We start from the raw sequence: 15,778 nt of genomic DNA on the forward strand, positions 1-15,778 counted from the left end.
ATTACAAGTGTCTTCAAGCTAGCGCCTTATCATCACTTTTTTTACACTTAGGCTCACGCCATCTTTTACTACAACGGTATGAATCCCTGAGGCAACGCTGCTAACATCGATTGTTATTTTTTGGCTAGCCTCCTTAAGCTCAGTGGTTACTGAAACCCTCCCCGACTGATCGATTAACTGTATGGTGGCCCCTTTGTTAACCATCACATCAAACTCCAGCGTTATGAATTGATCAGCTGGCGATGGATAGGCCCTCATTGGCAGTACCTCATAACCTGACTCAATTGCAGTTATTACAACCTCCAAATTAGCTGAAACCGCCATACACCCGTTTTCATTGATTATTTCAATGGCATAATTCCCCGTTTCTTCAGGGGTATACTCATTTGATGTTGCACCGTCAATCGGGCTTCCATTTAATAACCATTGATAGCTCAACCCATCAACTGCTTCTGTGCTGAGTACACCATCTATATTTTGAAGCTCCGGCACAGTTAATTCATCAAAAATCAGTGCTTTAACAGGAACACGCAAATTGGACTCAACGCCATCGAAAACTCCTGAAACGTAATAAACTTTCGAAGAGGTTAAGTCAACCTCCAGTTGATTATCCGTTGAAATACTATTTCCATACAATGGTGACTCATACCAAACAAATGATTCGGCACCAGACGCTGTAAGCGTTACTATCCCTTCCCCACAATTGCTTCCATCTACAACCTGAATGTTTGGAGAAAGCACTTTAATTGGTATTTCGAGCACTAGCTCATCCACACCACCATTCTCGGTACCTCCATTATCTTTTACGGAAACAGCAATAAGCCCTTCACCTTCTTGGTCGACATTTGTTTCAAAAATTAGAGTTGCTGAGGTATTACCTTCTTGCAAGCTCACCTGAGCACTTGCCACTATTCCAGAAACGCTAGCGGTTACAGTTACCTCTTGGTCAAGCTCCTCTCCTGCACCAATTCCGGTAAGGTCTATGGAAAGCTGGCCTAAGTTCTTCACTATTCCGACCGCTTCTACCTCGTCAATTGTTGGCGCTTCATTAACATCCTGAATTTCTATCGTAAACTCTTTAGCAAACGTACCACCATAATTATCCATCACTTCAACAGCTACTTGGTAAGTGGCTTGCTCCTCAAAATTGAAGGATGTATTAGACACCAACCCATCTTCATTTATTTCGAACAAATCATTATCCAAAACACCGCTTTCCAAGGTATAAGTATGGGTATCTGAAGGGTTTTGGTCCACAACTTTTAAATCCCCTATTGCTTTCCCACCTTCCTGATTTTCGAAAAGTGAAAGGTTAGAAATACTCAGAGCTTCGGGCGCGATATTCTGAATACTTAAGGTGGTTGATTCAGAACCATAGTAGTTAGCTTCATCAATTGTTACTACAACATCATATTCACCAACTGTAGATGGTAGTTCTTCGATTCCGTTGTAAGTAATGGTGTAGTTCAATCCTTCTGGTGAAGTAGTAACTTCAACGGACTTTGCAGTTTCATCATTGATAAATTCTGAAGTCCCAAAAACGACTAAAGCTTCGACCTGTGCTACTGTTACTTTAAAAGTGGTAGATGCTTGAAGTCCCTCTGGGTCGGTTGCAACCACTGTAACATCCGATTCTCCGGCTCCAATAACACTAAGTGATAAGACACCATTTTCAGAATTGATAGGACTTGCTCCAACAACATTCTCATTTGAAATCAATGAAGCCTCATAGGTCAATTCGTTATCGCTACTTTCTTTATCATTGAAATATTCAAACAAACTCACCGAAATGTTTCCATCCCCATAAGTTGCTGTAACATCCGCCACATCAAGCGCCTCTGGAGCTGTATTTGGAGCTACTACATTGATAGTGATTTCTTCTGAAATGGTACCACCTCTACCATCAGAGATTTTCAGAGTAAATTTGTGTTGTCCAACATCGGTAATTTGTGGATTGAAAGAGATGGCATTTACAGAATGCGTCAACCTATCTATTCTTCCGGTAGCCGCCACCAGGATATCACCATTATCCAGCTCCAAGAAATCCCTCGCCTCTTGATACCCTATTTCAGACGCTTTACCATAGACTCTCTCAGCATACCCTTTACCCAAGACGGTATAGACAGTATCAGCCTTGAGGTCAAGCATTCGAATAGCATTATTAGTAGCATCACTAAAAATAATCCGACCATCTTTTAGTCTTGTGGAGGCCCACACGCCTCCTATTCTAGCCGAATTTATATTTCCATCCTTATAGTTAATTCCACTAGCTACTCCTCCATTACCGATAATAGTGGTAACATATTCATTATGTAAAAGCTTAAGTTTTCTGTTTGAGGCATCCCAAATAAGCAACGAGTCTTCCGATAGATATTCAAGATCATACACATACAAACCGAGTTTTGCTATATCAGTATTACCATCTATATCCCCTCTGCCATCTGGGTAATTAGGATCCCCAACTAAATACTCATAGTAACCATTAGTATTTAGTTTTGCCACAGATAGATATTGCGCCATGTAAATAGAGCCATCTCCTCCCTGATTAAGCCCAAAGATGTTCCAAGGCTGAGCCACTGTAATATCTCCATCAACACCTGTGTGGCTATAGTAATCTGTAATCGGACCTGTACCTATAATAGTTGAAACGTCTCCTCCAGGCGTGATTTTTCTAAGGCTTGCATTATTGAAATCTGACACGATAAGGTTTCCATCGTTATCAACTAACAATCCATATGGAAATGAAAATTCAGCCTCCTCTTTTGACCCATCTAACATGCCAGAAGTTCCAGTACCCGCATATACTTCGTCTACACCACTAATAGGGTCTAAGACTCTTATTTGATGTCTATTCCTATCTGTATAAAAGACTTTTCCTTCAGGGTTTAAAGAAAGGCCTGAAGGATAAGACAGCTGCTTATGCAATATAGAATCAGGCAAATTATCCGAATAAACTGGATATAGTAGCTTTTGCAATAATAGTAAGGAATCGGCTGAAGCATATGTTGGCATTCCGGCTGTTTTATACGCCAAATAATCTCCATCGCTATCAGTTCCGCCTAATTTCAGTTCTAATGTTTCTCCAGCCACTACCTCATAAGTTGTCGCCATATTAAACTCAGGTGCATCGTTCTCTGGCTCCGCAAACAAGTATACCGAGTCTATTTTCTGCTGCCTGCCATTAAGCTGTTTAATGGTAAACGTAAAGAGATCTTCTTTAAAGCTAGGTGCAGAAAAAGTTAGGCTGCTTAATAGGTTATTAAGCTCCTCTCTTGAACCAGAAGCACGCCACTTCCCGAGGTTTTCTTCCCAAGCAACGCTTGGTGTTGCGTTGACATTGTAAGAAAAACTGTTAACCGACTCTATTGAAAGCTCAAATTCCGCAGTTTCTTCTCCTTCAATCCTAATCCAATCAAGCGCAAATTCGCCTTGCTTTTCTTTCACGTAAAGTGCTGTATCCAAACCTGAAACAGTTGGCATATCAACTTCAAAAACACTTATACTAGCAGTTTTTGTTGTTGCCAATCCTTCAGAATCCGTAGCACTAAATTCAATTGAAGAAACCCCAAGATCGCTTTCCGTAGGCACCCCATAGAATAAACTCTCATCAAACACTATTTTGCGAACCCCAGGATAGTCCGTAAAATAGATAGCCCCATTTTTAACTACGAAACTCTTGGAGTTACCTAGTCCTATCTCTCCATTGATTCCTGACTTAGCCCCAGAATTTAAGTCCCCCAAGACTGTAACAACATTTGATTGATCATCTATTTTGCGAAGCACTTTTCCATACTCCACAAAATGGAGTTCATTTTGGACTTCCAAAATAGAGGTTACATATCCCAATTTAGCCTCTACCGCAGAACCATCCTCTAAGCCATATGTAGAGCCAAACTCGCTTACAAGAAGCCCATTCGAATCGAATTGATAAAGTTTATAATCTACAAAAACCCAATAATCTCCATTATCTGCTAAATAGAAGGCTCGAACCTGACCCTGAATGTTAGCTGTGAAATCAGGTCTCCAGACACTCTTGGTCACAAAGCTAATTCTTCGAATTATCCCATTGTCATTAACATAAAGACTCTCCTCTGCCTTATCCAGATAAAGCTCCTTCATATTACTGAAACTAGCTGTTTCAGCATAGCCATCATCATTACCTGATACCCCACTACCAGCAACTAATACTACCTCACCAGAAGGGAGAATTGCCTTAATTTGATTATTCCCCCTATCTGCAATATAAACTGTTCCATCGGTAGCCACAGCTATATCTCCTGGTTCGTTAAACTCAGCTTCTAGCTTAGCCCCTAACTTATTACCACCTGATAGGCTTCCTGCAAAAACAGAAACTGTATCCCTTTCAAAATCTAGCTTTAAAATTGAATGTAGTCCTGCATCGGCCATCAAAAGATTTCCATCAGTATCAAAGTCCAAATAACCGGGAGAATGAAATTTCGCTTCTTTAAGGCTTCTTGTTTCAAAGCCCATACCCCCATCGGGGTTACCTGCCACTGGCTCATCTCTAGCCTCAAGCCTCATATGGTTAAGCCAATCAGGCTTACTCATAACTAAATGCTCAATGCTTCTTCCATCTTCAACATCAAAAGCATCTACAACTATGGCTAGGCTATCACCAATAAAGGCGACTGTGTCTTTTAAATTGAGAATTTGAGGAGCATCGTTAACAGAATTAACCAATAACTCTACTGTCCCGTAGGCAGAGAATTTCTCTCCATCTTTAAGAACATCAATATATAGTTCTCCATTCCTATCGTTGTTAGTCTCTGGACTAAAGCTTAATGAAGAAAGCACCTTATTGGCTTCAATAGTTGAAGTTTTCAGCTGATACTTTTTACCACTTAATTTATAACTTGATAAATCTAGAAAATCGGAGCTCACTACCCCAATACTAGCATCACTCAATTCTAGCGTCAATACAAGGCTCTCATTTTCCTCATCAGTAATATTAATGCCTTTAATTGGTATCGCCCCATCTCCTTCAGTGTAGGTAATACTCTGGTTTAGACCAATTAAATTTGGTATATCAGGAGATGCAATAGTTATGGAAATGTCAGCACTTTCCAGAGCACCCCTTCCATCATTTAGTGTAACGCTATGTTGTGTCACACCATCATCACCAAGCTGAGGGATTCCGAATAACTTATATTTATAACCAACATTTAGCTTCCAGAACTTATTGTTAGAGCTGTCGAAAACAAACAAATCCTGCCCCACCAAATGGTTGAAAGCCATATTATCAATTAACAATTGTGGATTATTTTCAGAACCATCCCCTATTCCGTACACATAATACTGATCAATATTGTTACCATTTAAATCATTCAATGCTATAGTATTGGTGTTACCAAATACCAAAACACCTCCTAGACCATCAGGAAATAAAAGACCATGGTTTCCCCATCCCTGTGCGTTAAAATACACATTGGTCACCGTACTATTGGAAATCATCCTGAGACGCCTATTGTTATTATGAGACACTAACAAATCTCCCTTCGCATCAAGCCTCAAGCCACTAACATCATAAAAGCCTACATTCAACTTATCGCCTTCTTCATAATTAGCCGCAGTACCATTTCCAGCAAATGTTGTTACCACCCCCTCTTCCGACAAGTGTTTAATCTTGTAACTGCCCTTATCAGAAATATAAAAACCACCATGTTCATCAGGTATAAAATCATTTATCTCCCTGAACTGAGCCTCCGTAGTTGCATCACCGTCTACATCACCATAGGAATAGTTACCGGCAATAAGCTCTGCCGTTTCATCTAGCACTTCGAAAATCTGTCGATTACTTGACAGGTATACCTTACTATTGAACACGCGTAAGATTGTACTTTGCTCTGTTAAGTGCGTAAGCTCTGATGGTGCCTTAAAAACAGTAGAAACAATGCCATTTTGCAGCTTTCTTACCCCCCAAGATCTTTCTAACCAATAAATCTCATCTCCAGATTCTAAATAAAAGTCCACCATACTACTAATGGTGGAAACATTAACATCTCCATCCATCACTTGATCTACCGTAGAAACCTTAGTAAGGCCAGCTAAAAGCTCATATTCAACTGTAATTTTTTGTCCTAAAGTTGCCCAATTGGGTAAGTCAGCAATCTCAACCTTTAAAAGATCATCATCGGGCTCATCAATTTCCAAAAACTCCTCCAAAAACTCTCCAACATCTCCTTTCACTCCATCCGTGATTAAAACAGGGGGGTCATTAGATGGGGTTAGTGAAATATGGAATACGCCATTTCTGCTAAAAAGTCCATTTTCACGTTTCGCTTCAACATTGACTTCAATATTTCCAAATGCATCTTTGTTCGGGAAAAACTCAAAATGATTTAAGAAGTCATTCAGCTCACTTTGAGAGCCAGTGATTTTCCACTCTCCTGTTTCTACATTGAATTCATTTTCTAGTATTGTGCTAGCACTAAAAGTACCCGCCAAAGGTTCGGACAGTGTAAGGCTAAGTTCCACATTATTGTTTGGCACTTCTGAAATACCTAACCCGGTAATCTTCAACGAGGAGTCATCTTCAGCACCAGAGAATGTTTGTCCCATACCCACCAACAAGGGCATACCACTTGACCTTACATCAATCTGCATATCCAAGAGATAAGCCACTTCATCTCTCTGTTTAAACTGTATTATAACTTGATTATCTCCTAAGTCGGATTCTGATGGTGTACCGAAGGCCGTAAAATGATTAAGCTCAACCTTTCTTACCTGACCTTGGTAGCTCTCAGTAATAAGCAGCTTTCCATCTCCTGTATCCAAAACACTTTGCGAATCATAAAAAAGTGCTTCTTCTCCTTTTCCATTTATATACCCATATTTATCACTGCCTGCCACTGTTGCTACAGTATTGTCGGGCTTTAATAGTTTAAGCTTGTTTTCATCTATGAACCAAACATTCTCATAATCATCAACTTCAACATCTTTAACGTCAGAAACCCCATCGGCACTTCCCTTTAACTTTCTAATCTGTTCAGTTACAAGGTCCGCCTCATAAATATCCCAGCCGCCCGCAAGAATCAACCTACCATTTGGAGAGAATGACAAAGATGTAACATACCCACCAAACTCTTCAAAACTACCTTCTTGCTCATAGCCTCTACCATCACCAAAAACAACCTCTGCATTTCTGTTTTGTGAAACTCTTAGTAACCTACCAGTACCATCCAATATATACAGTTCATTACTCGGAGAGATCTCAATGTCATTTATCCCGGAGAAATAAATAGATGGTTGCCACCCATTTTCTAACCAAGGCCTATTGTTGCCCGCAATAGTCTTTACATTACCTGTAAGGTCTAGCATTTTGAGCCTTTGGCTGTCTCCGAAAAAGATTGTTCCATCTTTAGAAACAGCCAACCCTTGTAGGTAACTGAATTTTGCTTCAAGAGCGGGGCCGTCTTCGTCCCCATAGGTTGAGCCTGCCAAAGTAATCACATCCCCTTCTGGTGTAATCTTCCTAATTTGGTAGTTATCAAGTAAAACTACTGAGCCATCGTCAAGCAATGCCATATCAGATGGTGAAGAGAATCTCGCATCCTCTAGGTTTCCATCAATACTAAACCGTTCATCTTTATTGCCACTATAACGAGAAACCTCCAAAAATGAGTTAACTGTCAACCATTCTGGTTTTTCCAACACATCTATTCCAAAAAAGTAGTCATCAGGGTCAGACAAATTAAAAGTTGTATAGTAGGGTATCTCGCTATATGCGCTATCAACAGGGGAAGGATCTAAAGTTAATGGATCATTAATCGGAGTTACCTCGAGAGTTATTGTTCCAATATTCGGAACATGGCCGCCATTCCTAATAACTCTAACTTCTATTTGTGAGTCTTTGTCCAAGTTTTCTGTAGGAATGAATTGAACCTGCGCTAATGCAGCATTCACTTGTCCTGTAGTTCCAATGATTGACCATTCTCCTGAATTAGCAAGATAAGACTCCCCGCTTCCTGATTCTGCTGATAGAATTCCTTGGCCAGGATTTTTAAGTACCAATACGGCTTCAATAAGTTCGTCTGCCGTTGTTCCTGAAATTACTACATCCTCTAGATCTACTGCCTGATCTTCGGTATAGGTTAGGCTTTGGTTTAGGTTAGTTGCATCTACTTTATCTGAAGGAGATACATTAATAACAGTATTATGAAATTCTTCTACTCCAAAAATATCCCTAGCTATAAAAGATAATTCTTGTTCTCCTACGTCATCATGATCAAAAACACCCTTTACTTCATCAATGGACTTATAATGAATGAACAACCTGCCATTCCTCTCATCATTGACTAGAATTCTTCCATCATCAATGAATAACTCAAACCCAAGAATACTATGATGCAAGGAGTTACCCTCCTCAATAAATGGAGCGTTACCTGCACCAGCAATCTGATGTAGCTCCTTGGTGCTCAAATTGAATGTATACAATTTGAGTAGGTTATCTACTTTCATATTAAAAACGACAACATCATCTGTCAAATAGGCAATGTTTGTTGAAGTCAATTCCTGATTGGGTAATGGAATTATTTCCATTACACCATTTTTCACCTTGTACAGATTATGCGAAAAGTGGTCTGCAACAATAATCTCATCTCGAGAGTTTATGTCAGCTGCAGTAGGATAAGCCCATTCATTTGTCTTGAAATAGGTGGATACATTATTATTAGTATCAAGCTTTCGAATATGCCCACCTATTGGCTCTATTATATATATGTTCCCTTGACTATCTGTTAAAACATCACTTGGATCCAGAAGTTCAGCCACATTTGCAGGGCCATCAACATAACCGTCACGCCCGTGCTTCCCAATAATGACTGTACCTTCTGCTTCTGGTGTTATCTTAATCAACCTGTCTTCCCAATCATTATCGGTGACATAGAGGTTGTCATTACCGTCAATAGCAATACTAGACGGCCCTTTAAACTGTAACTCTGAGCCAACACCTTCATTGAGACCGTGAGTCCCTCCCGCAAATAAAGAAACCTCTCCTGAAGGTGTAACCTTGTATATCTTAAAGTTACCCCTGTCCATTACAAAATAATTTCCTCTTGAATCCTTGACTAAACGGTTAGGCTGATTGAATTGGGCGGAAATCCTTCCTCCTAGACGATCTCCCTTAACACCTGTCCCTAGGAAGGTAGCAACTCTCCATGTAAGGTCAGCACTTAGTGATTCCGGTAATTCTATTGGTAAGACCTGTACTGGAATCTGGGTCTCAACTTCTGGTATATGGTTAAATTCAAGCTCAGCGTAAGCGTTTACCTCTGACGGTGATACAAAGTCAATTTGGTTGGGGTATGGCAAAACAATAACTGGCTGATAAATCACTGTACTCAATAACCCGTCTGACAGTCTGAGCCTAAGCTCTGTAATTCCTATATCTTTATTGTTTGTATTAAACTTGACTTTAAAAGAAGACTTGTCTTCCAAATACTCAAAAGTCACATCGTTACCATCCACAAAATCATTATCATAGGAAATATCCATTTCCATTGTAACACTCTCCTCTTCATAGGGGCCTGGCGAGATCCCAGTAATCAGGAACTCATACACTCCTTCAGTGTTCATTTGAAAAATTTGATCCCCTACCTCGTCATAGATCGGTCGATCATTTCTTGCTTCAACTTGAACAATAGCTGTTTTTTCTTCGTTTGAAAGCAACTCTCCATCGGTCGCTCTTAGCTTAAAAGCTGGAAGGTCTCCAAATTGATCTTGGGGGGGGGTCCATCTATAATCATCATTTCTATATAAAGTATCTCCAACTTGAGCTTCTCTGTATTCCCCATTAAAAGTTCCTTCAAGCTTTCCTGAAATTAATTCGGTAATCAAATATCTCACTTCATCCCCATCTTGATCTGATGAAATCACCCGGTACCAAAAGTTCAGATAATCGAAAAACAGTGTCCGATCCTCGACCCCATCAATTATTGGCCATATATCTGTCAGTTCAGGCTTATATTCATTAACTGGCAGCACCTTTATTTCACGTGCAATAGACGCAGAATTCAGCCCATCCATGTACTTCAAAGTCAAATCAAGATCCCCATACATGTCTTGGTTAGGAGTAAATTCTAATTGGTAGAGAACCGTATCACTCTCAGTCCGTAATTCTGTTATTTCAAAGTTGGAAAGGTCTGCCAAGTTTTCATTATCAGTTTCTAGCTCTAGCTCTAGCTGTACTATATCCCCTTCTCTATCAAAAACCTTAAATTCTCTTACGAGACTTTCATCTTCCAGTATATTTAGCTCTCCCCAATCTGTAATTAATTCTGGATAATCATTCTCGCCAAATACTCCGAAGCTCTCAGTTCCATCCGATTTTACTGCGGTAAAAAGGTATTCAAAGTCATTCGACAAACTGAGCGACACAGCACTAAAAGGGGATTCAACTTCTTGAACGAACTCCCTATTAAAATACCCACTCCCACCAAATGCATCCTTAGGAATCTTATATATTCGAAGCTTATCTGTTTGGCTATGAGTTTTCAGAAATTCAAAACCCAACTCATCAATAAAATCACCAGTGGAACTTTTCCTTTTCTTAACCACTCTTGGTGGAGAAAAAGTAGAAACATTGTACGCAGAATTAGAAAAACTCGAAAAGTCTACAAGACCATTACTAGGCGCATCTTGCTGATGAAAGACAATCTGCTCTATTTCTTCTACAGAAGAATACCCTTCAAAATGATTATTAGTGGCCTCAATATCTTGCTCACTATAATTAGTGATTGCTTGTGTATTGTAAACATCAAAATTAGAATTGAGAATGGTTAAACCATTTAGGCCTTTTACAGATATTGCACCTACAGCTACAGTAGAATATTTATTCTGAAAAAATGAATTCGATATTAAGTTAACCTCATCAGGAGCATTGACATAAGTACCTTTTAAATCTAAACAAGCGAATCCGCCATCTGCAAATACTTGGCTATTCTCTATCTCCACTCCATTGGCTACTATAGGTGAACTCACAGTTAGATGTCCTGTACTTGAGTAGGTAACATTTTGTGATACGTAAAAAATCGACTTATCTATAGAAACAAAAGACTCAGGAAGTCGAACTCGACTATTAATAAACTTTGAACCCGAAAGTGAATATTCACCTCCCCTTTTACTAGGGGTGTTGCTTGCCCCATTGATATGATGTCTACTAATCTCAGAATCAACAACTTTATACTGAGCTATATCATAGGTTATATCCGTATAGCCATTTACCGCCCTTGAGTTCTTCAGCAAGAACACAAAATCATGAGACACTAAACGCAAATCAGTATTATTCAGGTAAGAGTCCGATATCTCCAACTCAGAAACAAACTTACCTTCTACGTCTATCTCGGAATCTATTATTGATGAAGAAGTTATGGATAACTTACCTGCACCAGAGCCATTGAAAATCGTTATATAAAAACCGTCTATTTTAGAGTTCTCAATTCGTAATTCTCCTGCGCTTGAACTGCCATCACCATCAGAGTTCGTATTTTTTCCTAACTCAATAATTGATGGTATTAGGGAGTAATTACTCTCTGCACTTAAATAAGATATTGAACTTTCAGACAAATCAGCACCATCTTTAAACTCTAGAAGGGCGTTAGTTCTATAAGAAAAACCATCCTCTACATAAACCGAATCACTTTCTTGTCCAGCTACTTTAATAGCTCCTTCAATAAAAACCTGAAAACTTAAACTTCCTCTTTTTAATATAGTACCTGGCTCCAGTGTTAAAACGGCACCATCTGCGACTGTTATATCACCATTCAAAACATATGGAGAGCTGGCTTTAGTCCAAGTTGTATTGGTACTTATTGTACCACTAACATTAGTCTGAGAAAAAGAAGAAAAGGATACTAGAAAAGTAAAAATGAATGGTAAAAGGTATGTTCTCATGTAGTTTAGATTGTAGGCCACAAAATATGACCTATTTACCTATACTGGAAACACCCTTTTCATTTTTATTTAAAAGGAGAGAAAATATAATTTTTTATTAACGAACAACTATAGTTTTTCGAAATAAAAGCAGTTCTATGTATTTGAAAAACAAAAAAGGCTCCCATTTGGGAGCCTTTATCTCTGTTATTTTGTGGCTGCGTTAAACCTCCTCAGACTTAAAACTAGCGCTTAAATATTCTCTGTTCATTCGGGCGATGTTCTCTAAAGAAATTCCCTTAGGACACTCCACTTCGCAGGCTCCTGTGTTAGAGCAGTTACCAAAGCCTTCTTCGTCCATCACTTTTACCATGTTTTGTACACGCTCGGCAGCCTCTACTTGTCCTTGTGGCAACAAGGCAAACTGAGAAACTTTAGCCGACACGAACAACATGGCTGATGCATTCTTACAGCTGGCTACACATGCACCACAACCAATACAAGTTGCCGCATCAAATGCTTTGTCTGCATTGGCCTTTTCGATTGGAATAGCGTTGGCATCTTGTGTGTTACCAGAGGTATTTACACTCACGAAACCACCTGCAGCCATAATTCTATCGAAAGCACCACGGTCTACAACCAAGTCTTTAATGACAGGGAAAGCTTTCGCTCTCCATGGCTCTATATAAATGGTATCACCATCATTAAACTCTCTCATGTGAAGCTGGCAAGTAGTAATTCCTCTACCCGGACCATGTGCTTCACCATTGATGTACATAGAACACATTCCGCAAATACCCTCTCTACAGTCGTGGTCAAAGGCAACCGGTTCTTTGTCTTCGGCAATCAATTGCTCATTTAGAATGTCCATCATTTCCAAAAACGAGCTATCGGTCGAGATGTCTTTAACCTGATAGGTCTCCATCTGTCCCTTGTCGTCTTGGTTCTTTTGTCTCCAAACTTTAAGTGTAAGGTTTAATCCTTTATTAGCAGACATATTCTTATTTTCTAAGTTTCTAAATTGATTATTTGTACGAACGTGTTTTCAACTCAATGTTCTCGTACTTGAGTGCCTCTTGATGCAATACAGCATCAGAAGGTTCTCCTTTGTATTCCCATGCCGAAACATGTGTAAAGTTAGCGTCATCACGTTCAGCCTCACCTTCTTCCGTACTGTGCTCTTCTCTATAGTGACCACCGCACGACTCTTCTCTCAACAAACCGTCTCTTGCGAACAGTTCGCCCAGCTCCAAGAAATCCGCCACACGACCTGCCTTTTCAAGCTCTAGGTTCATACCATCGCCAGAACCAGGCACTCGAACGTCTTTCCAGAATTCTTCACGAATTTGCTTAATTTCTTCAATGGCCTCTTTTAACCCTTGCGCGTTTCTAGCCATACCTACCTTATTCCACATTACTTTACCCAAGCGCTTGTGAAAATGGTCTACCGACTTAGAACCTTTATTATTCAAGAAGAAATCGATTCTTTCTCTTACAGCATTTTCAGCCTCTTCAAATTCAGGAAGGTCGGTTGAAATTGCGCCAGTTCTAATATCATCGGCCAAGTAATCGCCAATGGTGTAAGGCAACACAAAGTACCCATCGGCCAAACCTTGCATAAGGGCCGAAGCACCTAAACGGTTGGCTCCGTGATCAGAGAAGTTTGCCTCTCCTACAGCGTAACAACCCTCAATGGTTGTCATCAAGTTGTAATCAACCCAAATTCCACCCATAGTGTAATGCACGGCCGGGTAAATCTTCATTGGAGTTTTGTATGGATTATCTGCAGTAATCTTTTCGTACATCTGGAAAAGGTTACCGTATTTTTTCTCTACTACTTCTTCACCAAGCTTTCTGATCTCTTCTTGGCTCGCATTATGATAACCCTTTACGTTAGCTGTTTCCTGACCGTAGCGCATAATTGCCGAAGAGAAGTCTAAGTATACTGCTTCGCCAGTTTCATTAGTTCCTACACCGTAACCGGCATCGCAACGCTCTTTTGCAGCTCTTGAAGCTACATCTCGAGGCACTAGGTTACCAAACGATGGGTATCTTCTTTCTAAGTAGTAATCTCTATCTTCTTCAGCAATTTGTGTAGGCTTCAATTTGCCTGCACGAATCGCTTCAGCGTCTTCTTTCTTTTTAGGCACCCAAATTCTACCATCGTTTCGCAACGATTCGGACATCAGCGTTAGTTTAGACTGCTGGTCTCCGTGCTGAGGAATACATGTAGGGTGAATTTGCGTGTAACAAGGGTTAGCGAAGAAAGCTCCTTTTTTGTGGATTTTCCATGCTGCTGAAGCATTCGACCCCATAGCATTTGTAGAAAGGAAGAACACGTTACCGTAACCGCCAGAGGCAATCACTACTGCGTGTGCTGAGTGTCTTTCAATTTCGCCAGTAACCAAGTTACGGGCTATAATTCCACGAGCTTTTCCGTTTACAATCACCAAATCAAGCATCTCGTGGCGATTGTACATTTTGATTTTACCCTTACCAATTTGGCGCGACATTGCTGAGTAACATCCCAACAATAACTGCTGACCTGTTTGGCCTTTGGCGTAGAATGTTCTTGATACCTGAACACCACCAAAAGAACGGTTATCTAACAACCCACCATAATCTCTAGCGAACGGAACACCTTGCGCAACACATTGGTCAATGATGTTCGCAGATACTTCCGCCAAACGATAAACATTGGCCTCGCGAGAGCGGTAGTCACCACCTTTAACAGTATCGTAAAACAACCTGTAGGTAGAATCACCATCACCTTGATAGTTTTTTGCAGCGTTAATACCACCTTGGGCAGCAATTGAGTGCGCTCTTCTTGGCGAATCTTGGTAGCAAAATGCTTTTACGTTGTAACCAAGCTCGGCAAGTGTTGCAGCTGCAGAACCACCAGCCAAACCAGTACCCACTACAATTACGTCTATCAAACGCTTGTTAGCAGGGTTTACTAATCGAATATTGTTTTTATGTTTTGTCCACTTTTCGGCAATTGGGCCCTCAGGGATCTTAGCATCTAATTTGGTCATAGCTTTATTAATGTCCAGTTAAGTGGTGAAACAATGCGATGAAGATAAAACCGGCAGGAATTACGATGGCGTAAAGTTTTCCAAGTTTTTGGATGGCCGGAGTATACTTGTTATGTCTGGCACCAACCGACTGGAATGCCGACTGAAAACCGTGCATTAAGTGTAATGCTAAAAAGACAAAAGCAAGTACATAAATACCAGTTCTTATTGGGTCGTGAAATTTCTCAACCATTTCTTCATAGTATCTGAACTCGCCATTGGCCAATAATCCAGACATGTCGCCTTGAATATATTTGGTAGAAATTTCTGGGATCCAGAAATCGTAAAAGTGTACAGCTAAGAAAAGTAAAATCACCATTCCGCTATAAATCATGTTTCTAGAAAACCAAGTAGAATTGGCAGCGCCATTATTCTTAGCATACTTTACTGCCCTTGCATTTCTGTTCTTAGCCTCTAATACAAAGCCCATTACAAAGTGGTAAACCACACCAAAAATAAGAATTGGCTGTAGGGCAAACTGCACCAAAGGGTTAGTACCCATAAAGTGAGATAAGTCATTAAACACTTGCTCGCTAAATACCGAAGTAAAGTTTATGGCAAAGTGTTGCAATAGGAAAAACATTAGGAACAAGGCCGAAAGGGCCATTGCAAATTTGCGTCCTATGGAACTATTGAACGTCTGTTTCATCCAGCTCATTGATTGAAAATCTTTTAATAATCGGCTCAAATTTAAGTCGCAATCGTTATCAAACAAAGGTATTCTTACGTTGAAAGATTCTAAATAAGAGCCACAGATGCGCAACAGAATGTGACATTTTATTGTTTGAAAATATAACTAATTACTGATATTGCGT

At 40.0% G+C, this 15,778-nt stretch carries 4 protein-coding genes; all 4 read right to left on the bottom strand.

Annotated features, from left to right (window positions below; translation table 11 throughout):
• Positions 1-18: 18 nt before the first annotated feature.
• Entirely contained in the window at positions 19-11,910 is an 11,892-nt protein-coding gene (locus tag BMW98_RS18890) for an MBG domain-containing protein (RefSeq protein WP_090260841.1), read from the bottom strand.
• A gap of 202 nt (positions 11,911-12,112) precedes the next feature.
• On the bottom strand, positions 12,113-12,886 hold the full coding sequence (locus tag BMW98_RS18895; RefSeq protein ID WP_090260843.1) for a succinate dehydrogenase/fumarate reductase iron-sulfur subunit: 774 nt from the start codon (positions 12,884-12,886) through the stop codon (positions 12,113-12,115).
• Between the two features lie 28 nt (positions 12,887-12,914).
• Positions 12,915-14,924, bottom strand: a complete 2,010-nt coding sequence (locus BMW98_RS18900) for a fumarate reductase/succinate dehydrogenase flavoprotein subunit (protein WP_090260844.1) — start codon at positions 14,922-14,924, stop codon at positions 12,915-12,917.
• Positions 14,925-14,931: 7 nt separating this feature from the next.
• Positions 14,932-15,612 carry a succinate dehydrogenase cytochrome b subunit gene (locus BMW98_RS18905; protein ID WP_090261116.1) on the bottom strand — a complete coding sequence of 227 codons (681 nt, stop codon included), beginning with the start codon at positions 15,610-15,612 and terminating at the stop codon, positions 14,932-14,934.
• Between the last annotated feature and the right edge of the window lie 166 nt (positions 15,613-15,778).

Source organism: Roseivirga pacifica, from assembly GCF_900111145.1.
GTDB classification, from domain to species: domain Bacteria; phylum Bacteroidota; class Bacteroidia; order Cytophagales; family Cyclobacteriaceae; genus Roseivirga; species Roseivirga pacifica.